Raw genomic sequence first — 26,755 nt, 5'->3', positions numbered from 1 at the left:
CTTGCCTCCAGGTTGACTTTCTCATTCTTTGAAACGTCGCGGGCCTCAAACCCGTTCCGACAACAGTGGAATTGCGGTCGAGGTCCACAAATGTGGCGTTCAAGACGACCGGAACCGGACATCGCAGATATTACAATTACGTAACTCTTGTCTTGATTATGGCGCTTACCCACATTTTGCCGCGTTCCGCCTATTTTGCTTCGGGGCATTAGCTTCTAGAAGTGCAGCAGAATTGAAAGGTAATACGATGCTTGGTCTCAAGGCTGCGGTTGCAGCGGTCTCCCTATGTCTCGTCCTTCCACTGGCGCCCGCCATGGCCCAAGACGCAAAGCAGGTGCCGACCTCGAACGCAGAGATGCAGCTGTCGTTTTCGCCTCTGGTCAAGGCGACCCATGGGGCAGTGGTCAATGTCTATGCCGAGCGCTTGGTACAGCGGCGTGCCTCGCCCTTTGCCGGAGATCCCTTTTTCGAGCAGTTTTTCGGTCAGCGTTTCCCCAATCGCACCGAAAAACAGTCCTCGCTGGGATCAGGCGTGATCGTGGAGTCCAACGGGACAATTGTGACCAATAACCACGTCGTTGACGGTGCCGATGACATCAAGGTCGCCTTGTCCGATGGGCGCGAATATCCATGCGAAGTGGTGCTGAAGGACGACCGGCTGGATCTCGCCGTGTTGAAGATCAAGTCCGACGATCAAAACTTCCCGGTTTTGAAGATTGGCGATTCCGACTCGGCGGAAGTGGGCGATCTGGTGCTGGCCATCGGCAACCCCTTCGGTGTCGGCCAGACGGTGACCAGCGGCATTGTCTCCGGCCTTGCGCGCAATCAGGTCACTGACGGCGATTTCGGCTTCTTCATTCAGACCGACGCGTCCATCAATCCTGGTAATTCCGGCGGAGCCCTCATGAACATGAAGGGTGAACTGATCGGTATCAACACAGCAATCTTTTCACGCGGTGGCGGGTCGAACGGCATCGGTTTTGCCATTCCCGCCAATCTGGTCAAGGTCTTCTTGGCCGCGGCCGATAGCGGGGCTGCAGGCTTCGAACGTCCTTATGTCGGTGCATCCTTTGAACCCGTAACATCGGATGTGGCAGAGGCGCTCGGTCTCAAACATGTGCTCGGCGCTTTGGTGGTCAAGACGGTGCCGGGTGGTCCGGCTGAGAAAGCCGGTCTTAAGCCGGGACAGGTGATCGTCGCCGTCAATGGCGTCACCGTTGAGCATCCCGATGCGCTCGGTTATCGCCTGACGACTGCCGGCGTTGGCCAGACCGTGAAGCTCGATGTCATCGATAACGGCAAGGACAGAACCGTGGAGATGGCCTTGAATGGCGCACCTGAGACCGTGAAGCCGGATGAACGCGTCATCGCTGGCCGAAGCCCATTCACCGGTGCGCACGTCGCCAACCTGTCGCCCAAGCTTGCCTATTCCATGCATCTGCCGACAGAAGATACCGGTGTGGTCGTCACCGACCTGGACGATGGAACCCCAGCCCAACGGCTCGGCTTTGCAAAGGGCGATATCATCGTCGCGGTGAATGGTGGTAACGTCGGCTCGACCGCCGATCTGCAGGCCATCGTTGAAAGCGAGCCCGGTTTCTGGCGTGTCGAAATCGAGCGCGACGGAAAACGGATAAGGCAGATTTTTCGATGAGTGATCTTTTCGCGTCGCAGATTCCGGACGATGTCGCGGCCCGCAGGCCGCTCGCCGACCGGCTGCGGCCGAAATCCCTGGCCGAAGTTGCAGGCCAGGACCATCTGACCGGCGAGGATGGTGTGCTATCGCGCATGATCTCGTCGGGCTCTCTCGGCTCCATGATTTTCTGGGGGCCACCCGGCACCGGCAAGACCACGGTCGCGAGACTTTTGTCCGGCGAGGCGGGCCTCGCCTTCGAGCAGATATCGGCGATTTTCTCCGGTGTTGCAGACCTCAAAAAGGTCTTTGAAGGCGCCAAGGCGCGCCGTATGGGGGGCCGCCAGACACTTCTGTTTGTCGACGAGATACACCGCTTCAACCGCGCCCAGCAGGACAGCTTTCTGCCGGTGATGGAAGACGGCACCGTGATCCTTGTCGGGGCAACGACGGAGAATCCCTCCTTCGAACTGAATGCCGCTCTTTTGTCGCGTGCCCGCGTTCTCACCTTCAAGGCCCATGACGAGGAGAGCATCGGCACGCTTTTGACCCGTGCCGAGGAGATGGAGGGCAAGCCGCTGCCGCTGGATGAACCGGCGCGTTTCGCCCTGATCCGCATGGCCGACGGCGATGGCCGCGCATCACTGACGCTGGCTGAAGAAGTCTGGCGCGCAGCACGCGAAGGCGAGACCTTCGATACCGAGGGCCTGACCCGCATCGTCCAGCGCCGCGCCCCGGTCTATGACAAGGGCCAAGATGGGCACTACAATCTGATCTCGGCCCTGCATAAGGCGGTGCGCGGCTCCGATCCCGATGCCGCACTCTACTATCTCTGCCGCATGTTCGACGCGGGCGAAGATCCGCTATATCTCGGTCGCCGGCTTGTGCGCATGGCGGTGGAGGATATTGGCCTGGCCGACCCGCAGGCACTTGTTATCGCCAATTCGGCCAAGGATGCTTATGATTATCTGGGCTCTCCGGAGGGCGAATTGGCGCTGGCACAGGCTTGCGTCTATCTGGCGACCGCGCCTAAATCCAATGGCGTCTACGTTGCCTACAAGGCCGCGATGCGTGCGGCCAAGGAGCATGGCTCGCTTCTGCCTCCCAAACATATCCTCAACGCGCCAACCAAGCTGATGAAGGGCGAGGGCTATGGCGACGGTTACCGCTATGACCACGATCAGCCCGATGGTTTTTCCGGTCAGGACTATTTTCCGGAAAAGATGGGCCGTCAGACCTTCTACGATCCGCCTGAGCGTGGCTTCGAGCGCGAGATCAGGAAGCGTCTGGATTGGTGGGCAAAGCTGCGCCGCGAGCGCGGTGGCTGAACTTGAAAATTCACGTCATTGGCGAAAAGCCGGCTTGCCGGGTATCGGCCTCTCCTGACCATCAAAACGGAGAGGTTGGACCATATTCACGCTTGCCGCTGCAATTCTTGAGGGTATGCAGCAGCCCCACGGCTGATGGTTAAGAACCTAAAAAAGTCAGCTAAAGACGCGCAACAGGGCCCTGAAAACCTGCGTTTAGGACGCCCGGCGCTGGGGTGTGGGGACCGTCACCATTTTGACAGCTGATTCGGCAAGCCCGTGATGGCCTTCCATGTCGACCACCAGATGCCAGTGCGCAGTGTCCGGGATCGTCAGCTTGACAGGGGATTTTTTTGCCACGCCGCCCAGATATTTATAGTCCAGCCCTTCCTTGAAACGCTGGAAATTGGGGGCTGTCATCAGCCGCACGTTATTCACCGCAGACAGCGTGACCTCGATGATAGCACCGGCACGCTGATCCTTAAGGTCGTAATGCGTAAAGCGGAAGGACGGCTTGGCCATTCTTCTCCTCGTTAAATACCATCATGCAAACGTATGAAGATTAGCGTTTGCGAGTTAAAGAAAGGTTTGAAGCATTGCCGTATTTGCAGCACAAGTCTCCAAAGCTGCAAAGTGGTACGCACTCCAATCGCCTGCGCAATCTCACTATGTGGCCTGAATGATAGCGCAGTCAGGATCGAATTTTAAGAGCGGAATAGAAGGGGGCTTGTGCAAGACGATGCGGCAGCCTTCGGAGCGACCCTTCGAAACCTGGAGAATTGACTTTGGATGCAACTGCAAGAAGTGCGACCGTCACCCCGGCATCGCATCTTTCAGGTCGTCCCCATCCGGCATATCGACACTGCGGTACCGAGCCTCGATCAGTCCATAACCGCCAAATGCAGCAAGGCCGAGCGCGACGATGAAGTAGAGAATGGCACCGAACGGCAGTTGTCTGACCCATGCCAATGCATCGCTCATGCTGCCGGCCTGATCCGGATCGACGGTAAAGGCAGCGTAGCAGAAGAAAACGCCCACGATGGCGAAGACAAGCCCGCGTGAAGCAAGACCGTAGATGCAAATCAGCGAAAGCGGGGAGGCGTCGCCGCCGGGCAACTGGATGTATTTTCTAAACTTCCGGGACAGACCCTTATAGGCCGTCACACAGCCGCCGATAACAAAGCCTATACCCACGAGGCCTGCGATCCAGGCACCGAACGGTTTTGACATCAACCATTGTGCGAGACCGGTCTTCCCATCTGAACCGGACTGCGAACTGCCAAGCAGATCCAGCGCGTGGCCGGCTGCGTAGAAGGCGAGCCCGACATAGGTAACCGCGCTGCCAAACAGGGCTGCACGGATGATGTAGCCTTTCAGATCGTCGGCGTGATTGTCGGCATTGCCGATCGACTGCGCCAGCCGCCAGACCACAAAACCAAGCAGCCCGAGCGCGATCAAACCGAGCCAAACACGACCGAACGGTTGTCCCGTGAGCGTTTCAAGCGCCGACTTTGTGCCTGTCTCCCGACCGCCGCCAAAGGTGGAGAACAGGGCCAGACCGGCCACCAGAATGAAGACTACGCCACGTGCGCCATAACCGGCCCTCGCGAGCCAGTGATATTGGGGTTGAATTGTCATGGGGCAGACCTCCTGTTTAGGCTACCAACTCCCATGCACGCTCAGCGGTTCCCAAAGCCATGGCGCAACTGTCCCTGCAGGGCAGACGGCGTGCATTTCCCTCGCCATGCTAAAGGGGTTCGCGGGCGAAACCCTTGGCAAGGATTGGACCTGTGGGGCGACCGGTTGGCGAGCCGCCGGCCTGTTCCAGCGTCAGTTCGTAGAGCTGGTTATCCCGTGGAGCGGGAAGGGCCGGTGCTTGCAACACAGCGGACTGCGTACCGTTGATCAGGCCAAGCGAAACAGGTCCCATATCCTTGGAGGGCAGGGTCCAGACCTGGATGGTCTTGTCCTCAGGCACGTTGAAGTCGCCGAGCAGGCGCACGCTGGCATTGGCATTGCCGAAATCCTCAACGACCGCCTGCACTTGACCGGTCTCATTGAGCAGCACGGCAATCACCACCGGTTCCACGATGCGGTTGAGGCTCCACACAAGGCCTGCAGCCATGACCAATGTGGCGGCAATGGCTGAGAGTGCTGCGGTCCGCCAGCCACCGCTGCTGCGGTTGTCGTTTGCCACTTTGCTGGTGCCCGAAATGGGGTTGGTACCTTGCGGGGGCAAGGCGTTTTCGATCTTCTGCCAGAGCGTTTCGTCCAGTTCCGCCGGTTGAATGGCGGTGTCGAGCGGCAAAAACCGCTCCCGGCTTGCGGCAATTGCCGCTTCCAGCTCGCTATCTCGTTCCATTTCGGCCTCGATTTCTGCAGCCTGGCTCGCCTCCAGCAGCCCCAGAACATATTCGTCAGCAAGGATTGCGATCTCGTCTCGTCTGATCGTCATGCCATGCACTCCCGAAGCGAGGAGAGGCCACGGCGGATCCAGGATTTGGCGGTGCCAAGCGGAATGCGAAGGCGACCGGCGATCTCGCCGTGGGTATAGCCGCCGACATAGGCCATCAGGATTCCATTGCGCTTGATTTCCTCCAGCGCGCCGAGACAGTCGCGCAGACGGCTATCGCGGTCGAGCCTGTGCCAGGCTGCCAGCACTTCAGCCGCTTGATCGCTCTCCTGCAGAACCTCCACTTCAGCCACTGTGTGCTCTCGGCTGCCGTCACGCAGCATATTGAGCGCGCGGTTGCGCACGATGGCATAGATCCAGCCGCGTGCAGAGCCGCGCTCGGGCGCATATTGATGGGCATGGGTCCAGATGCGGATGAACGCCTCTTGCACGACCTCCTCGGCAAGGTCGCGCCTGCGCAGGATGCGTTCTGCCACCGCAACCAGCCGTCTGGCCTCCAGGTCGAAGATATGCCTAAGGGCTGTCCGATTGCCATTTGCGCAACCCGCAAGGGCTGTCGCCAGTTCATCCGTTGCCGTCTTCATCACATTCACTCAAGCGCTCCCGCGTGGGACGGGCGTTACTGCCCTCGTTATCTATACGCGCGAAAGAGGGTGTTTGGATGCGCGAGAAAATATTTTTTGCCCCGCTGCATCCAGACGCAGGGTGTCGCGTGTCTTACCTTGTGGAAGCCGCAAAACGGCATGCACCGCGAGGCTTCCAATCGGTCCACTCATTGGGAGATTTTAGATATGAACACCATTCGCTTTGCACTCATCGCCTCGACCGCCCTTGGCCTCACTGCAACCGTTGCCTCTGCCGCACCGGCTCTTGGCCTCGTCGGCGACAAGACACTGGTCATGTTCGACACAGACACGCCCGATATGGGCAAAAGCATGGACGTATCCGGCGTTGACAAGCTCTTGGGCATCGACGTTCGTCCAGCCGACAAGACCGTCATCGGCGTGACCGGCGATCACCGCATCGTCACCATCGATCCGAAGACCGGCGCGGCAACAGAGATTGCCAAGATGGACAAGATGCTGCCGATGGCCGACACCCCGGTGATCGTCGATTTCAACCCGATGGCCGACCGTCTGCGTTTCATGACCGGCACCACCAATCACCGTGTCCATCCCGATACCGGTGCGGTCACTGTCGATGGGTCGCTGGCCTTTGAGGAAGGCGATATGCACAAGGGCGAAGCCCCGAACATCGTCGCTGCCGCCTATATCAACTCTGTCGGCAAACCGGAAAAGACGGCCATGTATGATGTTGACGCGACGATCGGCGCGCTCATTCAGCAGACCAAGCCAAACGATGGCACGTTGAAGGCGATCGGTAAGTTCGGCATCAAGGATATGCCGGCAAGCTACGCGCTCGACATCTACTCCACGGCCGATGGTGCGAATACCGCATATCTGGTGGCCAACAACATGCTCTACACGGTGAGCCTGGAGACCGGCAAGGCGAGTGAAGTCGGCAAGATCGGCGGCACGGATGGAGAGGTCCGCGACATCACCGTTCTGCCAGCGATGTAAGATTGTCGTCTATCGATCCATCACATTTCGAAGGGCCGGTTCATACCGGCCCTTTCTGTTTGCGCCAATATTGCTGCCTCCGGAACACTTCGCCGGCCGAGCGGGTTATTGTAGGGAACCGGAAAATATCAATCAGACAGAAGGAGACAGATCATGGCGATCAAGAAATTTGGATCGGCTGAGTGGAATGGTGGCCTGAAGGACGGCAAGGGCAAGGTATCGCTGGAAAGCGGCGCCATGGACGCCCACCCTTATGGCTTCAACACCCGCTTTGAGGGCGTGAAGGGCACCAATCCGGAAGAACTGATTGGCGCAGCCCATGCCGCCTGCTTCACCATGGCCCTGTCCAAGGCGCTTGGCGACGAAGGCTATACCGCGGAAAATCTGGAGACGAAGGCCATCGTCTCTCTCGACAAGGCCGGTGACGGTTTCGAGATTTCCGGCATCGAACTGCAGCTCAAGGGCAAGGCATCCGGTGCCGACGAAGCCAAGTTCAAGGAAATCGCAGAACAGGCGAAGGCTGGCTGCCCAGTGTCCAAGGCACTGAAGGCTGTGCCGATCAGCTTGACGGTCAATTACGGCTGACGCCGCCTGAACGACCTCAAAATGGAACATTGGTCTGACGCCGCTCGTGCTTTCCGCATGGGCGGCGTCTCCGTTTCTCGATCTGGTATCTGACCACCAGCCGGGGTGAGGGCAGCCCTGCGAAAAATTAGTAGAAAATTAAGCACGATCTGAGCAATCGCAGGCCCGATTGGGCCCGGGACGGTTCGGTTAAGAAACTCTTTACGAAATGATGAAAATGAATCGGAATTGCATGGTGGTGTGGGATCGCTGGGGGGCGAAAGGTCCGGCGAGGGGGCTGCACCACCGAGGATATGCAAGTGACGAACCCCGCCCGCGCTTTAAGCGCGTGGCTTTGTATGGAGTTGACTATGACCATGAAGCCTTTCGCAATGGCGCTTGCCGCCACCTTGTCCGCCACGTCCGCAATGGCCGCCGATCTGACGCCTTATCAGGAGCCGCCGGCCTATAACGAGCCTGCAGCCACATCGACCGGCTTCACCGGCGCCTATGTCGGTATCCATGCCGGCGTTGCTGGCGACACACTCAATCCATTCTCCGGTGACAACGGCCTCGCAGCCGGCGTTCACGGCGGTTACAACACTGAACTGGGCGGCGCCATCGTCGGTGGCGAAGTCGAGCTGTCCCATATGGGCGATGCCGAAGTCGACGTGTCGGGCGGCCAGTTGCGGGAACGCCAGCGTCTGGCCCTGAAGGCCAAGGCGGGTGTCGCCCTCGACGAGACCCTGCTCTACGGCACGGCCGGCCTGGCCATGACCAACCTGCGCGACGGTCGCGGCGTCGAGGGGCCTGACGGCTGGAAGCCGGGCCTGTTGCTCGGCGTCGGCGTCGAGCAGAACCTCACCGACCAGATCTCCGCCTCGGTCGAATACAACTATGTCTCGACCGGCGACGTTCGCTCCTTCAACGGCGTCACCACCACGGAAAATGACATCTCCGACCACACGGTGAAGGCTGGCCTGAACTACAAGTTCTAAGGCCGGAACACAGGCGAATTGCCAAAGGGCGCCGTCATCCGGCGCCCTTATTTTTTGTCCTTGGTTTGCAGCCGCCTTGCTCGCCCCTTGCGGCAGAGGAAGCAATGTCAGCATCCTTGGCACAAGCGACGCACACCGTTGGACCGTACCAAATAATTGTATTTTCTGGTGGTGATGCTAGCCTCGGCGTAGTCCGAGGGAATACGATGCGACACCATCCTCCGCCCGTTCATCGTCGATACGCGCGTCGCATGCGCGGTGATCCTACGGATGCAGAAGCCGTGCTGTGGCAGGCACTGTCCGCTCGCAAGCTCGAGGGCTTCAAGTTTCGCCGCCAGGTCCCTCTCAAGGGCTTCATTCTCGACTTTGTTTGTTTCGAGGCGCGTCTGATCGTTGAGGTCGACGGTTGGCAGCATGCCGACAATCGCCGCGACCGGCTCCGTGATGCGACTTTCCATGAGGATGGATTTCGCGTGCTGCGTTTCTGGAACGATGAGGTGATCGAAAATTCTGTTCTTGTCTGCGCCGCAATTCTTGCAGAACTGAGAAACACCGGAGCGTGAAGACACGTGCCATCCGCTCTTCTCCCCTTGTGGGAGAGGAAGCAATTTCAGCACCTTAGCGCAAGCTAAGTGCTAGAAATTGCAGGTGAGGGGGTCTCTTTTGTTGTGCGCACCTGCCCACCCCCTCACCAACAAAATCTGCGACTTAGCTGACGCTAAGGCCGCGATTTTGTAACCTCTCCCACAAGGGGAGAGGTGGAGCGGCGTCCTAAAGCGCGATCGCGTCCCAGGATTTCGAAAAGCGCGCGAGTTCGGCTGGGAGAGCGTCTTCAAGCGAAGTGTTGAAAAGGCTGCTATAGGCGCTGCCGCAAGCGTCTGTGACGTGCCAAGCAAGCGATGCCAAATCCATTATGCTTTGACGGTAGATGGTCTCGTTAAAATGCGGCCCGACGTAGAATCGCTGTCCGTCATAATGAGCCATGATTGGTGCGGATGAGGGGTGCGTTCCATATTCGGAAAATAGATCAAAGCGCTGATCCAGATACTCGAATTTCCCTTGTTCTGAAATTGCTTTCCTAAGTTTGCCTCGCCCGTATTTATTATGTCTATCCGTACTTTGTGAGCGCCGCCAATCTGGAAGTTTTTCTGGAAATTCCGCGAAATATAGAGCAAGCATGCCGATCTCTGCGATATCACGCAGTAAGCTCGCTGCCTGTACGAAATAGCCGCAATTCAGTAACTTGATGGCTGCTCTCATATCGTTTGTGGCGCGGAAAGCTAGAACGCTAACCGCCAGATATGTTGCGTGATCCTCTGGATCTGATCTGCCGACATCATGCCGCAGCACGGCTTTCTCGATCAAATCTAAACTGGCATCCATGACTTCGAATTGAGCCGAAAGAGAAAAGGCGAGCCGCGTATGGCTCGCCTCGACTTCGTTTTCGGTAAGGGTGCTCAACGGCAGTTTCCGCTCAGCTGCACCCACTCGTGCTTCCGCAGGTGTCGCACTTCTCGCAGGTGCCGTTGCGCACCATTGTGAAGTTCTGGCACTCCGAGCACATGTTGCCGGTATAGCCCTGGGCGATGGAGCGCAGGCGGCGGTCGGCTTCGACCTTCTTGGCATCGGCCTTGGCGGCTGCGGCGTCGGCCTGGGCCTTGTCGGAGAACAGGGCCGTCGTTTCCTGGGCGCTTTCGTCAGCCAGGTTCTCGTCGGCGATTTCCTCGGCCAGTTCAGCGGCGCGTTCCTCATAATCGCGCTTGAAGGCGACGATTTCAGAGGTGGACACGGCGGCTGCCACTTCCAGCTTGCGAACGGCACTGCCGGAGAAGGCCGTCACGCTGCTGGTGGACGATCCCTTGGCGGGTGTGCCCGAGGTCGAGCCCTTGGGTTCGGAGGCATTCGCATTGCCGGCGCCGCCAACCAGCGTCGGCTTGTAGCCGCGGGTCCAGCCGGTCGACAAAAGATTGGTCTTGCCTTCCTGGATACCCTTGCCGAGTGCCGTGTTGGAGAAGTCCGATGTATCGACATGGGCCAGATCGTGGCGACCGAGATAGGACACGGCCAGTTCGCGGAACACGTAGTCGAGGATCGACGTGGCATTCTTGATCGCGTCATTGCCGATGACCATGCCGGCCGGCTCGAACTTGGTGAAGGTGAAGGCCTCCACATATTCTTCCAGTGGCACGCCGTATTGCAGACCGAGCGAGATGGCGATGGCGAAGTTGTTCATCATGGCCCGGAAGGCAGCGCCTTCCTTGTGCATGTCGATGAAGATCTCGCCGATGCGGCCATCGCCGAATTCGCCGGTGCGCAGATAGACCTTGTGGCCACCGATGGCTGCCTTCTGGGTGTAACCCTGACGGCGGTTCGGCAGCTTTTCGCGCTCGCGCACGACCCGCTCCACCACACGCTCGACGATCTTTTCGGTGATCGTCACAGCCTGGGCAGCAGCCGGTGCCGCCATCAGCTCTTCCATGGCGTCTTCGTCGTCCTCGTCCTCGATCAGTGAGGCGTTGAGCGGCTGGCTGAGCTTGGAACCGTCGCGGTAGAGGGCGTTGGCCTTGAGCGCCAGCTTCCACGACAGCATATAGGCTTCGCCGCAATCCTCCACGGTCGCGTCATTCGGCATGTTGATCGTCTTGGAGATCGCACCGGAGATGAAGGGCTGGGCAGCCGCCATCATGCGGATATGGCTTTCCACCGACAGGTAACGCTTGCCGATCTTGCCGCAAGGATTGGCGCAATCGAAGACAGGCAGGTGCTCGTCCTTGAGGAACGGCGCGCCTTCCAGCGTCATCGCACCGCAGACGTGAACATTGGCAGCTTCGATCTCCTTCTTGGAGAAGCCGATATGCTCCAGCAGGTTGAAGCTCATGTCGGAAAGCTGTTCGTCGGAGACCTTGAGGGTTTCCTTGAGGAAGTCGGCACCGAGCGTCCACTGGTTGAAGATGAACTTGATGTCGAAGGCAGCCTTGGTGGCCGCGTTCAGCGCTTCGATCTTCTCGTCGGTGAAGCCCTTGGCCTTCAGCGAGCCGGGGTTGATGCCGGGTGCCTGGTTCAGGTTGCCGTGACCGACCGCATAGGCCTCGATCTCGGCGATCTGGCTTTCCGAGTAGCCAAGCGTGCGCATGGCTTCGGGAACCGCACGGTTGATGATCTTGAAGTAGCCGCCGCCGGCAAGCTTCTTGAACTTTACCAGTGCGAAGTCAGGCTCGATGCCGGTGGTGTCGCAGTCCATGACCAGACCGATCGTACCGGTTGGCGCGATCACGGTGGTCTGGGCATTGCGGTAGCCGTGCTTCTCGCCCAGTTCCAGCGCCTTGTCCCAGGCAGCCTTGGCATGGACGACCAGATCCTGATCCGGGTTTTCCGAATGGATGAGGGCAACCGGATCGACAGCAAGGGCCTCATAGCCGCTGGTCTCGCCGTAAGCGGCACGACGGTGGTTGCGCATGACGCGCAGCATGCTTTCGCGATTCGGCTCGAAATTCGGGAACGGGCCAAGCTCGGAGGCCATTTCCGCCGAGGTGGCATAGGCAACACCGGTCATGATGGCCGTCAGCGAACCGGCAATCGCACGGCCTTCGCTGGAGTCGTAAGGGATACCAGTCGACATCAGCAGACCGCCGATATTGGCATAGCCGAGGCCGAGCGTGCGGTATTCATAGGAGAGTTCCGCAATCCGTTTGGATGGGAACTGCGCCATCATCACCGAGATTTCGAGAACCATGGTCCACAGGCGAACGGCATGTTCATATTCGCCGATATTGATGCGCTTGGTGTTCTTGTCCTTGAACTGCAGAAGGTTCAGCGAGGCAAGGTTGCAGGCGGTGTCGTCGAGGAACATGTATTCCGAGCACGGGTTCGAGCCGCGGATCGGGCCGCCGGCTGGCGACGTGTGCCAGTCGTTCATGGTCGTGTTGAAGTGGATGCCCGGATCGGCCGAGGCCCAGGCGGCATAGGAAACCTTGTCCCACAGGTCGCGGGCCTTCAGCGTCTTCATCACGCGACCGTCCTTGCGGGCAGTCAGGTTCCAGTCGCCATCGTTCTCAACGGCACGCAGGAAATCGTCCTTGAGCGAAACGGAATTATTGGAGTTCTGGCCGGAGACCGTCAGATAGGCTTCCGAATCCCAGTCGGTGTCATAGGTCTTGAATTCGAGATCCGTATAGCCCTGCTGGGCAAACTGGATGACGCGCTTGACATAGTTTTCCGGAACCTGGTCCTTCTTCGCCGCCTTGATTTCGCGCTTCAGGGCAGGGTTCTGGTTCGGGTCGAAGCACTTGTTGCCTTCGGCTTCGCAGTTCACGCAGGCCTTCATGATGGCCTTCATGTGCTTGGCAACGATCTTGGAACCGGTAACGAGCGCTGCAACCTTCTGCTCTTCGTTCACCTTCCAGTCGATATAGGCTTCGATATCCGGATGGTCGATATCGACCACGACCATCTTGGCCGCACGACGGGTGGTGCCGCCGGACTTGATCGCACCCGCTGCACGGTCGCCGATCTTCAGGAAGCTCATCAGACCGGAGGACTTGCCGCCGCCCGACAGCTTTTCGCCTTCGCCGCGCAGCGACGAGAAGTTGGAGCCGGTGCCGGAGCCATACTTGAACAGGCGGGCTTCGCGGACCCAAAGGTCCATGATGCCACCCTCGTTGACGAGATCGTCTTCGACGGACTGGATGAAGCAGGCATGCGGCTGCGGATGTTCGTAAGAGGACTTGGACTTGGTCAGCTTGCCGGTGAAGGGATCCACATAGAAGTGACCCTGGCCGGGGCCGTCAATGCCATAGGCCCAATGAAGGCCGGTGTTGAACCACTGCGGCGAATTCGGTGCAACGCGCTGGGTCGCCAGCATATAGGCAAGCTCGTCGCGGAAGGCGAGCGCATCGTCTTCGGACGTGAAATAGCCGCCCTTCCAGCCCCAATAGGTCCAGGTGCCGGCCAGACGATCGAAAACCTGAGCCGCGCTGGTTTCAGGACCGTACTGCTCTTCCTTGGGCAGAGCCTTCATCGCTTCCAGATCGGCAACGGAACGCCACAGGAAGGAAGGAACGTCGTTTTCCTCAACCTTCTTCAGACGGGCAGGGATACCGGCCTTGCGGAAATATTTCTGCGCCAGAACGTCGGTCGCCACCTGGCTGAACTGGGCTGGAACATCGATATCCGCCGCCCGGAAAACCACCGAACCGTCCGGGTTCTTGATCTCGCTCACCGCCTTGCGGAATTCGACTTCCGCATAGCGCGATTGGCCTGGCTTTGTGAAACGACGTTCTATGCGCATTTGGCTCTAGTCCTTGAAAAGTTCAGCGCCCGTTAAAAGAGCGCAAAGTGTCCGCGATGACGGCGCAGTTTAACGCGCAGCCAGTGTTCCGTCCGCCAGAAATCAGGTGATTCACCTCAGCGATGAGGGACCTGTATCTTGTGGTTAGATTGGCTGCAAACGCTAAATATAGTATTAACAGGTTATTGCCGCCAGTCTTGAATGTGTGTCGGAGGCTAAAAAAACGCACGCAGAACGGGGCCGAAAAATAGTCCGTCATGAACCGTATTCCGTGAAATTCTACCCAGCGATTTTGCCTTGAAAAGATCGGGTCTCGTTACTTTCCCGTCCCGTCGCCGCCGCAACGTCCCCATTAAGTTTAAATGACCTGATTCCGTCAAGGGGTGGTCTGTGACGAATTTATTAATACCAGATATTGTGGTGCCATCTGTGGAAAACGGGGATGAAATGCAAAAAGGTGAAAGCCCCTGTTTTTGCGCCCTTTATCGGCATCGCCGCGCTTAAATCCGCCGCGCCATGCGACTTGTGCATCGCAAGAAATAGGGGGAGCTGTTGCCTTTGCGTGACTACCCCGAATTGCGAATGTGGATAACCGAATGTGCCATTCTGGTGCGACTCAGCGACTCGGTGGAGCCGACCTTGTGCTGCCGCATCCGGTTGCAGTTACCTCCAGTTTAAGTAGCCAATGATCATTCAAGCGCGCATGACGACAGCCGTCATGAAAATGCAATCTTACGTTAGGTAATCGGTAAGCACTCTGCATATACAACAGCATTCGTCGAAGATCCGGATTGACGGGAGGCATAACGGGTCGGTCGGCTTGCCACGCTAGGGGATATGCCAATGAGCCTGAAGAACCTGCCGATCTTGCAAAAGATCAATCTCGTCGTCGCCCTGATGGGTTTAGCCGCACTTGCAATCACGATCGCCGGGGCGCAAGGCCTTCTGTCGCTGGGTTCCTCCCTGAAGGATACCGGTCAGCGTGAAGAAGTCGCCCGCGAAGCGATGGACCTCAGAATCGATATCATCGCGATCAGCCGCATGACCTATCAGCTGGCGCTTGCGCCGGAAGAGGCCGCAGACTTTGCCGCGCAGACCGAACGTCGCGCCGAGGAAATGCTGGGCCGCCTGCCCAAGATCGCCTCCACAGCCGACCAGACGGAAGTCAAACAGCTTGAGGATATCCGCGCCTCGCTCAACAGCTATTTCGACCAGATCCGCGCCATGGTCGCGGTTGCGTCTGCGCCAACACCCGATCCGGCCGCCATCCAGGCGGCCCTCGCCGAGGCTCTGGAAGGACAGAAGGCCGTGACCTCCGCCGTGAAGGTCTACAGCACCTATTCCGGCGAAAGCCTGTCGAAGTCGCGGGCCAATGCACTCGACCAATCCGGATTTACAATTATCGTTCTGTCCGTCACCGCCGCTCTCTTCATCGGCGCAGGCGTTCTGGCTGGCCTGTTTGTCGGCGGTCGCGGCATTTCCCGCCCTGTACGCGAACTGACGGCTGTCATGAGCCGTCTCGCCAAGGGCGATCTTGACGCGACTATCGGCGGTTCCGAGCGCAAGGACGAGATTGGCGAAATGGCACGGGCTCTGGAGATCTTCCAGGCCAACCGCCGTCAGATGCGCCAGATGGAAGCAAATGAAGCCGCCCTTCACGCGCAGCAGTCCGATCTGCAGTCGAGCATAAGTGGCATTGTGGCCGCTGCCGCTGCCGGCGATTTCAGCCAGCGCATCACCAAGACCTACGATGATCGCGACCTGCAGAACTTTGCAGAGAGCGTGAACACACTGGTTGAAAGCGTGGATCTGGGCGTGGCCGAAGTCCGCCGCGTGATCGCTGCCCTGTCCAAGGCCGATCTCAGCCAGGAAATGCGTGGCGAATTCCAGGGCGCATTCGCGGAGCTCAAGGTCAACGTCAATGCCACCATGGCAACGCTGCGCCAGACCATGCAGAACATCCGCGGTGTGGCCTCGACCATTACCGAAAACTCCGGTGAATTGAGCTCGGCCGCCGATCAGCTTGCCCGCCGTACCGAACAGCAGGCAGCGTCTCTCGAAGAAACTGCCGCAGCTCTCGAGGAAATCACGACGACGGTTCGCAGCTCCACCGAGCGCGCCAACGAGGCGACCAAGATGGTCGCAACGACCAAGGACAGCGCCGGAAAGTCCGGCGAAATCGTCAGAAGCGCGATCGACGCCATGGGACGTATCGAACAGTCTTCCTCCAAGATCAGCCAGATCATTTCCGTGATCGACGAAATCGCCTTCCAGACCAACCTTCTGGCACTGAATGCCGGCGTTGAAGCGGCACGCGCCGGTGAAGCCGGACGTGGCTTTGCCGTTGTCGCCCAGGAAGTCCGCGAACTGGCCCAGCGCTCTGCCAATGCCGCCAAGGAGATCAAGGGCTTGATCAACACCTCGGCGGACGAAGTGAAGGGGGGCGTGTCTCTGGTGCTTTCGACCGGCGAAGCCCTCACCGAGATCGAGGGCCTCGTCAACAAGGTCAACGATCACGTCACCAGCATTGCGCGTGCAGCGCAGGAACAGTCTGTGGCCTTGGGTGAGATCAACACATCGGTCAACCAGATGGACCAGATGACCCAGCAGAACGCCGCAATGGTGGAAGAGACCACGGCTGCCAGCCAGGTTCTTGCCAATGAGGCACGTGGTCTTCAGGGGCAGCTCAGCCAGTTCAAACTGGATGACCGCAGCCCGTCTGCCATGTCCCGAAAGATCGCTGCCTGATCCAAGGGCAGCGCTCGTGCAAGCTTGATTGCGAGCATCGAGAAACCTGCAATGAAGCCCGTCAGACTGTTTGTCTGGCGGGTTTTTTCAGGTTTTCGGAATTTCACGAAATTGCGAATAATCGATCGTGGCTGGGTTCGCTTCTGCTCCGCAACTGTTATAGATGATGCAAACTGCGCGATCAGGCGCTGGGTGTCATGAGCGAAGGACTTTGGTGAGTGAGCATTGTTGAGGTTGACGGCGGCAATCGTGAGAGCCGCCGACTGGAAGCACTTGCCGGTTATGATGTCCTCGACACCCCCCGTGAGAAGGACTTCGACGACATTGCCGCACTTGCGTCCGGCATTTGCGGAACCCCGATTGCCGTGGTCAATCTGGTGGGGGCCAACAGGCAGTTCTTCAAGGCGGAAGTCGGTCTGGGTGTGCGTGAGACGCCCTTTGAGAGTTCCTTTTGTGCCAAAGCCATTCTGGAAGACGAATTCCTGATGGTTCCAGATGCGACCGTCGATCGTCGCTTCAACTGTAATCCACTTGTCACGGGCGATCCCCACCTGCGCTTCTACGCGGGCGCCATTCTCAAAACATCAGACGACCTGCCGATCGGCACGGTCTGTGTTCTCGATTACGAGCCACGCGAATTGAACGAGGTTCAGCAGCAGACTTTGCGTGTTCTGGCGCGTCAGGTGATGGTGCAACTGGAGCTCCGCAAGGCATTAAAGGAAAAGGCGCATGAGGCGGAAGCGCAGCGCCGCCTGAGTGAGATGCGCCTGGCGAGGGCTAAATCGAGCGAAACCATCAGTGAGCAATTGCGGTTGGAAGAGGAGCGCTCGAGAAGCGCGCAGGCGGCCGGGCGTGTCGGGACCTTCGAACTCGATATCCAGACGAATATGTTGCACGTCTCGGACGAGTTCTGCCGGATTTTTGGTGTTCCGATAGAAAAGAGCTACCACGCTGCCGCAATTGAGGCCGTGGTCGTCGAAGATGACCGCAAATTGCGCTCAGACGCAGCAAGAAGGCGTGATGGAACGGCTGATCTCGACGTGGATTATCGCATAAAACGGGCCAGTGACGGAAAACTTCGATGGGTGTCCCGCCGCGCGCGCTTCGTCCATAACGAGAAGGGTGAGATCACCCGCATGGTCGGCGCGGTGTTCGACACGACCGACGCCAAGTTGAATGTTGAAAAGACAGCGGCCTTGCTTCGCCTTGGCGATCAGCTTCGAGATGCCGATACCGTGGCAGAGGTTGTGCGCGCCTCGGCGGATATTCTGGCCAAGGGACTTGAGACGGCCCGCGCAGGATATTGCGCTGTCGACCAGTCATCTGGCGCTTTCGTGGTGGAATTTGATTGCACGAAGCCGGACGCTATTTCCATTGTCGGACGAAATCTTGCCGAGGACTTCCCGGTCACGATTGACCGGCTGGTGGCGGGCAACACGTTGACGGTCTCCAATGTGCCCGCCATGGCCTGGCTGGGCGGCGACGTAGACCACTATCGGGAGATCGGTGCGCGATCCTTGATGAAGGTACCGATCCTCAAGGGCAAGCTGCTCGTCGGTGTGCTTTTCGTTCATGACGACAGGCCGCGCACGTGGACGAAGAATGAACAGGATTTTGCCTGGGGCGTTGCCGACCGCACCTATGCGGCCCTTGCCAAGATACAGGCCGAGGAAGAACAGAAGATTCTCAATCAGGAACTGAGCCATCGGCTGAAGAATACGCTGGCAATGGTTCAGGCAATCGCGGGTCAGACCTTGCGAGATGTCACCGAGAGGGATGCCGTTGCGGCCTTTTCCGGTCGTTTGCAGGCCCTAAGTACGGCGCACGATGTCCTCCTCCAGCAAAGTTGGTCGACAGCGAAGATCCGAGACGTGATTGAAAAGGTCATGGCGCTTCACGCTGATGCCTCGCGGTTGCAGATCGAGGGTCCGGACCTCTCGCTTGGTCCGAAGGCCGGGTTGTCGATGTCTCTTTTGCTGCATGAACTTGCAACGAATGCGCTCAAATACGGCGCTCTTTCGAATGAGGCAGGCAAGGTATCCATGCAATGGTCTGTCGAACAGGAGGACGATGTGCCTGTCTTTTGCCTGTCCTGGCAGGAATCAGGCGGACCGCCCGTGTCTGAGCCGGAAAAAAAGGGTTTTGGATCGCGTCTCATAAGAATGGGTTTGGCGGGAACGGGGCACGCAGACAAACGTTACGACTCGACGGGACTGGTTGCCTTATTCAAGGCACCGATGACATTGATCCAGGAAACCGGCACTTAAAGCGCGCAGGCTAGCGGGCAGAAAGCACTCGGCTCATGACCCTTATCAAGGGAAGCGCCAACATCAACGTCCTTGTCGTCGAAGATGAGCCGCTGATCCGCATGTCGGCTGTCGATCTGGTGGAAAGTGCCGGCTTTTCTGCACTCGAAGCTGCCGATGCCGATGAAGCGGTCAGAATTATCGAAAGTTCGGACATAGACATCGTTTTCACCGATATCGACATGCCAGGCTCAATGGATGGGTTGGAACTGGCCAAATGGCTGAACGAGAACTGGCCATCCATCCATATAATCATCGCATCCGGACGTCACGTTCTCTGTGCTGAAGAGTTGCCAGACCGAGGCTGCTTCTTCTCCAAGCCCTATGACGAAGAAAAGATATCAGAGGCCCTGAAGGGTATGGTGTCAGACTGAATACGTTTCCGGTGAAATTTGGCTGAGATGCCTCACGGGCCATGCGCGCAAGCGGTTTCAGGTGCCGTGTGGCATGCCTTGGCTGCGATCAAGTCGAAACGAGAAAGTTGTGGCCGCACCGTAAAGCACGGCCACAATGCGCTCAAAGAGCGTCGAGATTGATCCCGACGGTAACGGCACCAATTGGGGTTCCGGCTTCGTCGCTGATTGTGACAGATGCCTGGGACTGAAGCGTCTGGCTCGATTCGTCCTTTTCGATTTCGTCCACGAAAATCACATCCTTGCCGGCACCGAAGGATTTTTGGAATTTCGCCTCGTCGCCCTGCCAGTAATCCGAGGTGATATCGCTTTGTCCGACATTGAGGCCCTTGTCGTCCATCACGAAGACTTCGGCGATGGCGCCGTCTGATTCGGCCTGCTTTGCACGCAGAAACTCGGACACGGGATTTGCGAGAACCTTGTCGATCAGGCTAGTGTCGCCGCCGTCAACGCCGGCGCGCCAGGTTTTGTCCAAAGCGTCGATATCGCCTTCGCTCAGACCCGCATGCTCGGCATTTTGTGCCTTGATCGCATCAATGATGACAGGGTCATTCAGCCACGGTACGATATTCGCCTGAACATATTCGGTCACTGGTGCCACATGGGCGTCGTCTGCATGGGCGAGCCCGATTGCGGTGACCAGGCTTGTCGCTGCCAATAGCAGCACTGCAAAACTCTTCTTCATGACACTTCCTCTCTTAATCCCTGGTGGTTGATGATGGTATGGCTTTTGTGAGTGGCGCACTGATCAGAATTCCTCCCAAGTATTCTGGGCGAGTGCGGTGTTGCCGCGGGCAACCGGCGCTGCGTGCACGGCCGCGCGGCCTGCTGGTGGCTTGGGTGAGACTGCTGCTTGGGGCGTGGTCGAGGCGGCGTTGGAAAGGCCCGTGCCCTTGACGTTGAAGCGTCCCGATGCGGATTGTAGTTGCTTGCTTTGCGACAGAAGATCGTGGCAGGCGGCATTGGTTTCTTCCACCATGGCCGCATTCTGCTGAGTGGCCTGATCCATCTGGTTGATGGCGGTATTGATTTCCTTCAGGCCCGAAGACTGTTCCTGATAGGACGCGACAATCTGCAGGATGCTCTCATTGATCTTGCTGACCTGGTCACCAATGGTCAGCAAGGCATCGCCAGCGGAATTGACCAGATTGACGCCGGTTGACACTTCGGCGCCGGACGCACTGATCAACGTCTTGATTTCCTTGGCTGCATTGGCGGAGCGCTGCGCCAGTTCGCGCACTTCCTGCGCAACCACGGCAAATCCCTTGCCGGCTTCTCCTGCGCGTGCGGCTTCCACGCCGGCGTTGAGCGCCAGAAGGTTGGTCTGAAACGCAATCTCGTCGATCACGGAAATGATGGTGCCGATTTTCGCAGACGACTGCTGGATGCGGTCCATCGCCCCGATGGCTTCGCGGACGATTTGTGCGGAGCTTTCTGCGCCCTGCTTTGTCTCACCGACGAGCTGGCTGGCATTCTGGGCATTGGAGGAGGAGTTGGCGACGGTGCCGGTGACCTCGTTGATCGCTGCGGCCGTCTGTTCGAGGGCAGCTGCCTGCTGCTCGGTCCGCTTTGCCAGCTGGTCGGCCGAACTGGCCAGTTCGCCGGAACCGCTTTGCACCGAGATGGAGACCTGCTTGATTTCGGTGATCGCCTCGGCCACGGCATCGACCATGGCGTTGAAGTCGCCGCTCAGCTTGGCAAACTCAGGCGGAAGGCCCTTGATATAGGCGGTGAAATCACCCTTGGCCAAACGCTCCAGCGAGGAGGCGAGGGCAGCCATCACCTCACTTTGGACCTTGGCCGCCGATTGCGCCTGTTCGCCGCTGCGCTGACGCTCCTCATCCAGTGCCAGACGCTGCTCTTCGCTACGCTTGCTCTGTTCCTGCTTGCTGATCGCCTCATTGCGGAAAACTTCCAGGGCGCGCGCCAGGAAGCCGATCTCGTCGCCGTTCTGCTGATAGACGACAGGTGTTTCGAAATCGCCCTGGTGGAGGGCGCTGATGCGATTGCTCAACGTCTTAAGCGGATGCCCGACGAAATGGCGCATGGCCATGAGGAAAGCGAGGATCGATGCGGTGATCACGGCCAGCTGCGCACCCAGTGTGATCAACGCCTTGTGCTTGGCGCTTGCCAGCTGTGCTTTCGCCGACCATGTGGTGATGAGAAAGCCACTCTGCGCCCCGTTCTTGCTGACGGGCAGAGGCGATACGATATCCACATATCCATCCGACAGATTTGCCTCGCTGACCTTGGCCTCTGCAGGCTCTGCTCCGGCGAGCGACTTAAGACTGTCCAGTGGCGGCAGGTCACTCAGTCCTTCCCGTGTCCAGCTGTCGACCATCTCGCCTTTTGCGTTAAAGGCGTAGAATTGTTCCAGGTTCAGCTTCGGATCGTCGCGGTGCAGCGCATAGGCTTCGCGAATGGCATCGACCTTGCCCCATTTGACACCGCCGGCGGCGATGGAACCGAACTGATCCGCATTCTGAAGCCAGCCTTTCTCAGCCAGTTCGACCATGAATTTGCTTTCGCTCGACCATGTGTAGAAGGCCAGGCCAACAATGCCGATCAGGTTTATCGCGACGATGATCGTCGCAAGCTTCATGGTCAGTGGGAGGTTTCGGACATAGTTCATCATGACGGCGTGTGACCTCTGCGTATCCGGATGCTATGCGCGTCGCGGAGAGGAAGTCTCATTCCCGCACAGGATTTACAGGCGTCATGCCTGTTCATCTCACGACTCGCGATGATAATATAAGAAATATCGAACACAATGAATTAATAAATATGAAAATACGCATACATCTTATGATGCAAGATCAACCGCGGTGAGGTTTTGGGCAGGCGAATTACGCTATGCACCGGATCTGAAAACAAAAAAGGCGCCTCGATGAAGCGCCTTTTGAAACATATTATGTGTGCTGAGATTAGCCCTTCGCACCCTTGGCGATCGGCTCCTGGTAGGTGAAGCCCATATCCCAGGGGAAGTAGATCCACGTGTCCTGAGAAACTTCGGTGACGAAGGTATCGATCAGGGGCACGCCCTTGGGCTTTGCATAGACGCAGGCAAAATGCGCCTTGGGCAGCATGGCACGAACCTCTGCGGCAGTCTTGCCGGTATCCGTCAGGTCGTCCACGACCAGAACGCCAGCGCCTTCGTCTGTCAGAAGATCGGCGGTGATGCCCTTAAGCACGGTCATCTCGCCCTGATTGAGATAGTCATGATAGGAGGCAATACACACGGTTTCGATGAGCCGGATGTTCAGCTCCCGCGAGATGATCGCCGCCGGAACCAGTCCGCCGCGGGTGATGCAGACGATCCCGCGGAATTCTTGGCCGGTGCCGGCAAGGCGCCATGCGAGCGCGCGCGCGTCCCGGTGGAACTGATCCCAGGAAACGGGGAAGGCTTTTTCAGGTAGGGACATCGACGAACTCCGCTCGGCTGCTATTGGATCGTGACCGGATCATCCGGCCCTGCTTGGGACAGCCAGCCGTTCGTCTGCAGAAATGTGCAGATTGATCGTCAGAAAAAGCCACGAAGAGAACGTGTTTCTCGTCCCACGATCCGGGCAGATGTCCTTTGCTTTCGCTAATAGCGGCAATCGCCGCCCTTGGGCAAGAGCGGCGACCGATGGAATTCAGCGCGACAGAAGCGTCATGGCGGTCATGGAGTCGAGCAGCGTCCGTGTTACGCCGCCAAACAGCATCTCCCACCAGCGCTGATGCGTATAGGCCCCCATGATCAGCAGATCGATCCCGCTATCGGCCAGACGGTTCTGTATGGCGACGGATGCTTTCATATCGTCGCCTTCCTCCGTCTCCACCGTCACATTGACACCATGTCGCGCAAGCGTGGTTGCAATCGCCGCACCCGGTACGAAGCGCTCTGTACCGCCCTTGTCGCCAGGGCTCACGCAATAGACTTCCACGCTGTCTGCAGCCTTGAGAAAGGGCAGGGCATCATAGGTGGCACGCGTGGCTTCGCGCGAGCCGTTCCAGGCCACCATCACCTTGCGGATCGGCTTTGGCTGTTTCAGCACGTAAGGGATGAGAAGCATGGGCCGACCGCTTTCGAACAGAAAGTTCTCGAGATCTGCGCGGTTATCCGTCGGACTGCCGTTCTCGCCCTGTGCAGCGACCACCAGATCGGCCGTCCGCGCGCTTTGGATCAGGGAACTGGAGCTTAAACCTGCAGAGGCGACAAAACTGCGCCATTCATAAGCCGTTCCATTGCGTTTCGCGCGCTCGGAGAAGATCTTTTCGATCGTCTGCGTCTCTTCCTGGGCCATTTCCTGCAGCGCCTGGACGGTTGAGGGATCCGGGATCTCCATCGGTGCCACAAGCGGGATGGCGGCAATCGCTTCTGAGTGAAGCCCGACCACATGCGCGCCGAACTGTTCGGCCAGTGCGATCGAGAACTCGGTCACCTGCGCGGCATTTTTCGGATTGTCCAATACAGATAGAATTGTCTTGTAACCCATCTTGCTCTCCCTTTGCGACCATTGCGCCACATGCGATGTTAGACAACCGATTGCGGCGTGTCGCCTTGACCTCTGTCAATTGAAAGGTGTGGCGGAATGTTCCGAATTTCAGGCCACTTGACCGCCGATTTCCTGGGCCTTTTGCTCCTTGTCCATCGCAATGGAGGTAATCATGTCTTCAACGTCTGCCTTGGCCGCATCGATGGCAATCATCTCGCGTCCGCGGATCACCAGTTCGGTGGAGAATTTGACCCCGTCGAACTGGGGATAGGAGCCGATACTGGTTGCCGGATGATTTTTCTGCACGGCCGCCAGAGGTGTGCCGATATCGCCTTCGCCAAACGGGCAGGGCACAGTCACGGACAGAAGCTTCGCACCACCTTCCAATGTCGGGATGACATTGTCGAGCATGGCTTCGAAAACCGAGGGTACGCCGGCCATCACATGGACATTGCCGATGATGAAACCCGGTGCCGTCGAAACCGGATTGGCGATATGACGTGACCCTTCGGGCATCCGTGCCATACGTTTGCGGGCCTCGGAAAACTCCATGCCGCGACGGGCATACATTTGCGCCAGCAATGTCATCGCGTCTGGGTCATGAATACAGGCAACGCCAAAGGCCGCCGAGACCGCATCCGCCGTGATATCGTCATGGGTCGGGCCAATGCCGCCGGATGTGAAGACGTAGGTATAGCGGGCGCGCAGCGCATTCAGCGCCTCGACGATTGCATCCTGCTCGTCGCTGACGATCCGCACTTCCTTGAGGTCGATGCCAGCCAGCACCAGCATCTCTGCCAGCCGCCCGATATTCTTATCCTTGGTTCGGCCTGAAAGCAGTTCGTCGCCAATGGCGAGCATTCCCGCGGTGAAGGTGTTGGCCATACTCATGCAGAACATTTCCTCAGCTTGATCGTTCCCCTATTTATGCACCGCATCGCGCCAATGCAAACCGCCTGCGGAGCATCGTGACCGGGAGGGCGAGAACTGTTGGCGGATCGACAGGTGCGCATAGAAAGCGACCTTGATGAACAGTCCGTCACCTTTTGCAGCCCTTACACCGGCACGCGAAAATGCTAGATCGAATGCACTCATACCGTTGTCGATGACAACATCAACAAGGAGACCATTATGACCAAGGTACTGGTACTTTACTATTCGTCTTACGGACACGTCGAAATCATGGCGAACGCAGTTGCCGAAGGCGCGAAGTCAGCTGGAGCCGAAGTCACGGTCAAGCGCGTTCCCGAACTGGTTCCCCCGGAAGTGGCCAAGTCCTCCGGCTTCAAGATGGATCAGCCCGCCCCGATTGCAGAGCCGCTGGAACTTGATCAGTATGACGCCATCATTGTGGGCGCCGGCACACGCTACGGCACCATGGCCTCCCAGATGCGTAACTTCTGGGATCAGACAGGGGCGCATTGGGCTCAGGGCAAGCTCGTCGGCAAGGTCGGCTCGGTATTCACATCCACCGCAACCCAGCACGGCGGTCAGGAATCCACGATCCTCGGCTTCATCCCCACGCTGATGCATCATGGCATGGTCGTTGTCGGTCTTCCCTATGCCTTCCAGGGCCAGATGGGCGTTGAGCAGGTCAAGGGCGGCTCCCCTTACGGTGCTTCCACGATCACGGACGGCGACGGTTCCCGCATGCCGAGCGACATCGAACTGGAAGGCGCACGTTACCAGGGTGCCCATGTGGCCAAGATTGCCGCAAAACTGGCCTGATCGGGCTGGATCTTTGATTGTATGACGAGGCGCGGGGCCTGCTCCGCGCCTCTTTTCATGGTCGCGGCACAAGATCTCTCAAAATAGAATGAAATTCTTCAGTCTCAGTTTAGGAGGCATGCTTATTATACCGGCAACAGTGATGTCCTGGTAAGGCAGGTGAAATGATGGATGAAGAGCGCCGCGCAGAAAACAGATTTCGTGTCCTGAAGGGCGGACATGTCGTGCTTCCCGGAAAATACTCCACCTTTGACTGTGTTGTTCGCAACCTCGCCGGCAGAGGCGCGAAACTGGTGATGCCGTCAACGCTGGGTGTGCCAAACCAGTTCGAGCTGCAATTGGACAGCGGTGATGCCCATCCCTGCAAGGTGCGCTGGCGCTCGGAGACAGAGCTTGGCGTTCTGTTCGAGGACTCGCCCGCCTGAGAGCGCAGGGCGTCGCTCCTGCTGAAAGCCGACTGCCTCAAAACAAGTCCACCATGAACGGAAAACGACCTTGACGCGTCGCGTCAACTATCCGAAACAGGGGCAGAGCGGACGTGGCGAAACTGGTAGACGCAAGGGACTTAAAATCCCTCGGAGCAATCCTTACGGGTTCGATTCCCGTCGTCCGCACCAGCAAGATTTCAGTCAATCTTTGTAGCCAGGCGCTGATGCATGAATCAGCTATTCCCTTACTGCGTAGCAATCGTAAACGGCAGTTCCACCGGTGCCGCATGGCCGCCATAGACGTCGTTGACGATATATCTGAGCACGTAGTCCCCTGCCGCAGCACCTGAGACGTCAAGCGTGAGATGGGTGAAGATCTCCTGATTGCGCACGTGACCGGTGAAGGTGAAATTTCCAAAGCCTTTTTGCTCGGCAAGCGTATCGCCCTTCGAGTCGGCCAGTTGCAGGTCTACGGTGAAATTGGCCTGCTGTTTTTCCTTGCCAACCTCGTTCCAGGTCAGGCCGATCAATTCCAGATAGGTGACGATCGGTTCCCCACGCTTGAAGATTGCGCTCGAACGCGCAGAATAGGCACCGTAGGCCGGAGGCTTTTCCGAGACGAATGTCGCAAGGCTCACAGTGAAGGGAAGCGATTCGGAGAAATCGCCGAAGGCCTCGCGCATGATGTCGAAGGCAGCCTTGCTGTCGCCGGACGCTGATTTTTCCTCGGCCTTGGCTGCGGCATCTGCGAGTGGGCCTGCCTGCAGTGGCTCAGCCGGCGACACTCCGGCGATCAGGCCGGCAAGAGCCAAGGCTGCACCTCGAGAAAATGCGCACAGGCTGTGCTTTGCCGTTTGTCTCATCTTGTCTCC

Annotated in this window: 23 protein-coding genes and 1 tRNA gene; 12 read left to right on the top strand and 12 right to left on the bottom strand. The window is 58.2% G+C overall.

The genetic code is table 11. The annotated features are described in order from the left end of the window. The first annotated feature begins 247 nt into the window (after positions 1-247). Together ACWPM9_RS12405 and ACWPM9_RS12400 are read left to right on the top strand one after the other, a co-directional pair. The gene (locus ACWPM9_RS12405; RefSeq protein WP_428189136.1) at positions 248-1,654 is read left to right on the top strand and encodes a DegQ family serine endoprotease; all 1,407 of its coding nucleotides are present in this window, start codon (positions 248-250) and stop codon (positions 1,652-1,654) included. After that, a complete protein-coding gene (locus tag ACWPM9_RS12400) occupies positions 1,651-2,961 on the top strand; it encodes a replication-associated recombination protein A (protein ID WP_484755359.1) in 1,311 nt (436 codons plus the stop codon). The genes ACWPM9_RS12405 and ACWPM9_RS12400 overlap by 4 nt, the downstream gene beginning before the upstream one ends. 195 nt (positions 2,962-3,156) lie before the next feature. On the opposite strand, the gene ACWPM9_RS12395 is transcribed toward ACWPM9_RS12400, so the two are convergent. The 4 genes from ACWPM9_RS12395 to ACWPM9_RS12380 form a co-directional block, all read right to left on the bottom strand. Continuing rightward, entirely contained in the window at positions 3,157-3,462 is a 306-nt protein-coding gene (locus ACWPM9_RS12395) for a DUF1883 domain-containing protein (RefSeq protein ID WP_428189138.1), read from the bottom strand. Positions 3,463-3,753: 291 nt separating this feature from the next. Continuing rightward, complete coding sequence (locus tag ACWPM9_RS12390; RefSeq protein WP_428189139.1) at positions 3,754-4,578, bottom strand: DUF1206 domain-containing protein; 825 nt, start codon at positions 4,576-4,578, stop codon at positions 3,754-3,756. 109 nt (positions 4,579-4,687) lie between these two features. Then, positions 4,688-5,395: an anti-sigma factor gene (locus tag ACWPM9_RS12385; RefSeq protein ID WP_428189140.1), complete on the bottom strand. Its 708-nt coding sequence runs from the start codon at positions 5,393-5,395 to the stop codon at positions 4,688-4,690. Further along, complete coding sequence (locus ACWPM9_RS12380) at positions 5,392-5,937, bottom strand: sigma-70 family RNA polymerase sigma factor (RefSeq protein ID WP_428189195.1); 546 nt, start codon at positions 5,935-5,937, stop codon at positions 5,392-5,394. Before ACWPM9_RS12380 ends, ACWPM9_RS12385 begins: the two co-directional genes overlap by 4 nt. A 207-nt stretch (positions 5,938-6,144) precedes the next feature. Here ACWPM9_RS12380 and ACWPM9_RS12375 point away from each other — a divergent pair, with 207 nt between their 5' ends. The 4 genes from ACWPM9_RS12375 to ACWPM9_RS12360 all read left to right on the top strand — a co-directional run bounded on the left by ACWPM9_RS12375 (position 6,145) and on the right by ACWPM9_RS12360 (position 9,058). Then, entirely contained in the window at positions 6,145-6,933 is a 789-nt protein-coding gene (locus tag ACWPM9_RS12375; RefSeq protein ID WP_484755358.1) for a DUF4394 domain-containing protein, read from the top strand. Between the two features lie 153 nt (positions 6,934-7,086). Continuing rightward, positions 7,087-7,518 carry an OsmC family protein gene (locus tag ACWPM9_RS12370; RefSeq protein WP_428189142.1) on the top strand — a complete coding sequence of 144 codons (432 nt, stop codon included), beginning with the start codon at positions 7,087-7,089 and terminating at the stop codon, positions 7,516-7,518. A gap of 350 nt (positions 7,519-7,868) precedes the next feature. Beyond that, positions 7,869-8,495, top strand: a complete 627-nt coding sequence (locus tag ACWPM9_RS12365) for an outer membrane protein (RefSeq protein WP_428189143.1) — start codon at positions 7,869-7,871, stop codon at positions 8,493-8,495. A 206-nt stretch (positions 8,496-8,701) separates the two neighbouring features. Further along, on the top strand, positions 8,702-9,058 hold the full coding sequence (locus ACWPM9_RS12360; RefSeq protein ID WP_484755357.1) for an endonuclease domain-containing protein: 357 nt from the start codon (positions 8,702-8,704) through the stop codon (positions 9,056-9,058). Positions 9,059-9,266: 208 nt separating this feature from the next. Here the strand turns inward: ACWPM9_RS12360 and ACWPM9_RS12355 are convergent, their stop codons facing one another. Then, positions 9,267-9,956: a hypothetical protein gene (locus ACWPM9_RS12355; protein ID WP_484755356.1), complete on the bottom strand. Its 690-nt coding sequence runs from the start codon at positions 9,954-9,956 to the stop codon at positions 9,267-9,269. 13 nt (positions 9,957-9,969) lie between these two features. Continuing rightward, the gene (locus ACWPM9_RS12350; RefSeq protein WP_428189145.1) at positions 9,970-13,782 is read right to left on the bottom strand and encodes a vitamin B12-dependent ribonucleotide reductase; all 3,813 of its coding nucleotides are present in this window, start codon (positions 13,780-13,782) and stop codon (positions 9,970-9,972) included. 843 nt (positions 13,783-14,625) lie between these two features. On the opposite strand from ACWPM9_RS12350, the gene ACWPM9_RS12345 reads away from it, so the two are divergent. The 3 genes from ACWPM9_RS12345 (at position 14,626) to ACWPM9_RS12335 (ending at position 19,210) form a co-directional block, all read left to right on the top strand. Next, positions 14,626-16,530 (top strand): methyl-accepting chemotaxis protein, encoded by a 1,905-nt coding sequence (locus ACWPM9_RS12345; RefSeq protein ID WP_484755355.1) that lies wholly within the window; start codon positions 14,626-14,628, stop codon positions 16,528-16,530. A gap of 218 nt (positions 16,531-16,748) precedes the next feature. After that, positions 16,749-18,797: an HWE histidine kinase domain-containing protein gene (locus tag ACWPM9_RS12340; protein WP_484755354.1), complete on the top strand. Its 2,049-nt coding sequence runs from the start codon at positions 16,749-16,751 to the stop codon at positions 18,795-18,797. Between the two features lie 35 nt (positions 18,798-18,832). Continuing rightward, positions 18,833-19,210, top strand: a complete 378-nt coding sequence (locus tag ACWPM9_RS12335; protein WP_428189148.1) for a response regulator — start codon at positions 18,833-18,835, stop codon at positions 19,208-19,210. A 142-nt stretch (positions 19,211-19,352) separates the two neighbouring features. On the opposite strand, the gene ACWPM9_RS12330 is transcribed toward ACWPM9_RS12335, so the two are convergent. From ACWPM9_RS12330 to ACWPM9_RS12310, 5 genes are all read right to left on the bottom strand, one after another. Beyond that, positions 19,353-19,934 (bottom strand): hypothetical protein, encoded by a 582-nt coding sequence (locus tag ACWPM9_RS12330; RefSeq protein ID WP_484755353.1) that lies wholly within the window; start codon positions 19,932-19,934, stop codon positions 19,353-19,355. A gap of 63 nt (positions 19,935-19,997) precedes the next feature. Next, positions 19,998-21,884, bottom strand: coding sequence for a methyl-accepting chemotaxis protein (locus ACWPM9_RS12325; protein ID WP_484755352.1), 1,887 nt, complete (start codon positions 21,882-21,884; stop codon positions 19,998-20,000). Between the two features lie 289 nt (positions 21,885-22,173). Next, the gene (gpt, locus tag ACWPM9_RS12320; protein ID WP_428189151.1) at positions 22,174-22,671 is read right to left on the bottom strand and encodes a xanthine phosphoribosyltransferase; all 498 of its coding nucleotides are present in this window, start codon (positions 22,669-22,671) and stop codon (positions 22,174-22,176) included. A 213-nt stretch (positions 22,672-22,884) separates the two neighbouring features. Beyond that, a complete protein-coding gene (locus ACWPM9_RS12315) occupies positions 22,885-23,727 on the bottom strand; it encodes a universal stress protein (protein WP_428189152.1) in 843 nt (280 codons plus the stop codon). 108 nt (positions 23,728-23,835) lie between these two features. Then, positions 23,836-24,618: a competence/damage-inducible protein A gene (locus tag ACWPM9_RS12310; protein ID WP_484755351.1), complete on the bottom strand. Its 783-nt coding sequence runs from the start codon at positions 24,616-24,618 to the stop codon at positions 23,836-23,838. Between the two features lie 240 nt (positions 24,619-24,858). Between ACWPM9_RS12310 and wrbA the strand changes: the two genes are divergently transcribed. From wrbA to ACWPM9_RS12295, 3 genes are all read left to right on the top strand, one after another. Continuing rightward, complete coding sequence (wrbA, locus tag ACWPM9_RS12305; RefSeq protein ID WP_428189154.1) at positions 24,859-25,455, top strand: NAD(P)H:quinone oxidoreductase; 597 nt, start codon at positions 24,859-24,861, stop codon at positions 25,453-25,455. 164 nt (positions 25,456-25,619) lie between these two features. Then, entirely contained in the window at positions 25,620-25,880 is a 261-nt protein-coding gene (locus ACWPM9_RS12300) for a PilZ domain-containing protein (protein WP_428189155.1), read from the top strand. A gap of 107 nt (positions 25,881-25,987) precedes the next feature. Beyond that, positions 25,988-26,072, top strand: a tRNA-Leu gene (locus tag ACWPM9_RS12295). Between the two features lie 56 nt (positions 26,073-26,128). Here ACWPM9_RS12295 and ACWPM9_RS12290 read toward each other — a convergent pair. Next, positions 26,129-26,746, bottom strand: a complete 618-nt coding sequence (locus ACWPM9_RS12290; RefSeq protein ID WP_484755350.1) for a hypothetical protein — start codon at positions 26,744-26,746, stop codon at positions 26,129-26,131. Positions 26,747-26,755 lie beyond the last annotated feature (9 nt).

The sequence above is a fragment of the Agrobacterium sp. H141 genome, from assembly GCF_057158725.1.
Note: the sequence above shows the minus strand (reverse complement) of the source record. Positions and strands in the feature narration are given on the sequence as shown.

Coding starts and splice junctions, on each gene's coding strand:
- ACWPM9_RS12310 (WP_484755351.1), bottom strand. CDS start 24,618: ATGAGTATGGCCAACACCTTCACCGCGGGAATGCTCGCCATTGGCGAC.
- ACWPM9_RS12325 (WP_484755352.1), bottom strand. CDS start 21,884: ATGATGAACTATGTCCGAAACCTCCCACTGACCATGAAGCTTGCGACG.
- ACWPM9_RS12335 (WP_428189148.1), top strand. CDS start 18,833: ATGACCCTTATCAAGGGAAGCGCCAACATCAACGTCCTTGTCGTCGAA.
- ACWPM9_RS12365 (WP_428189143.1), top strand. CDS start 7,869: ATGACCATGAAGCCTTTCGCAATGGCGCTTGCCGCCACCTTGTCCGCC.
- ACWPM9_RS12360 (WP_484755357.1), top strand. CDS start 8,702: ATGCGACACCATCCTCCGCCCGTTCATCGTCGATACGCGCGTCGCATG.
- ACWPM9_RS12395 (WP_428189138.1), bottom strand. CDS start 3,462: ATGGCCAAGCCGTCCTTCCGCTTTACGCATTACGACCTTAAGGATCAG.
- ACWPM9_RS12290 (WP_484755350.1), bottom strand. CDS start 26,746: ATGAGACAAACGGCAAAGCACAGCCTGTGCGCATTTTCTCGAGGTGCA.
- ACWPM9_RS12375 (WP_484755358.1), top strand. CDS start 6,145: ATGAACACCATTCGCTTTGCACTCATCGCCTCGACCGCCCTTGGCCTC.
- ACWPM9_RS12350 (WP_428189145.1), bottom strand. CDS start 13,782: ATGCGCATAGAACGTCGTTTCACAAAGCCAGGCCAATCGCGCTATGCG.
- ACWPM9_RS12315 (WP_428189152.1), bottom strand. CDS start 23,727: ATGGGTTACAAGACAATTCTATCTGTATTGGACAATCCGAAAAATGCC.
- ACWPM9_RS12385 (WP_428189140.1), bottom strand. CDS start 5,395: ATGACGATCAGACGAGACGAGATCGCAATCCTTGCTGACGAATATGTT.
- ACWPM9_RS12300 (WP_428189155.1), top strand. CDS start 25,620: ATGATGGATGAAGAGCGCCGCGCAGAAAACAGATTTCGTGTCCTGAAG.
- ACWPM9_RS12400 (WP_484755359.1), top strand. CDS start 1,651: ATGAGTGATCTTTTCGCGTCGCAGATTCCGGACGATGTCGCGGCCCGC.
- ACWPM9_RS12390 (WP_428189139.1), bottom strand. CDS start 4,578: ATGACAATTCAACCCCAATATCACTGGCTCGCGAGGGCCGGTTATGGC.
- ACWPM9_RS12405 (WP_428189136.1), top strand. CDS start 248: ATGCTTGGTCTCAAGGCTGCGGTTGCAGCGGTCTCCCTATGTCTCGTC.
- wrbA (WP_428189154.1), top strand. CDS start 24,859: ATGACCAAGGTACTGGTACTTTACTATTCGTCTTACGGACACGTCGAA.
- ACWPM9_RS12330 (WP_484755353.1), bottom strand. CDS start 19,934: ATGAAGAAGAGTTTTGCAGTGCTGCTATTGGCAGCGACAAGCCTGGTC.
- ACWPM9_RS12380 (WP_428189195.1), bottom strand. CDS start 5,937: ATGAAGACGGCAACGGATGAACTGGCGACAGCCCTTGCGGGTTGCGCA.
- ACWPM9_RS12345 (WP_484755355.1), top strand. CDS start 14,626: ATGAGCCTGAAGAACCTGCCGATCTTGCAAAAGATCAATCTCGTCGTC.
- ACWPM9_RS12370 (WP_428189142.1), top strand. CDS start 7,087: ATGGCGATCAAGAAATTTGGATCGGCTGAGTGGAATGGTGGCCTGAAG.
- gpt (WP_428189151.1), bottom strand. CDS start 22,671: ATGTCCCTACCTGAAAAAGCCTTCCCCGTTTCCTGGGATCAGTTCCAC.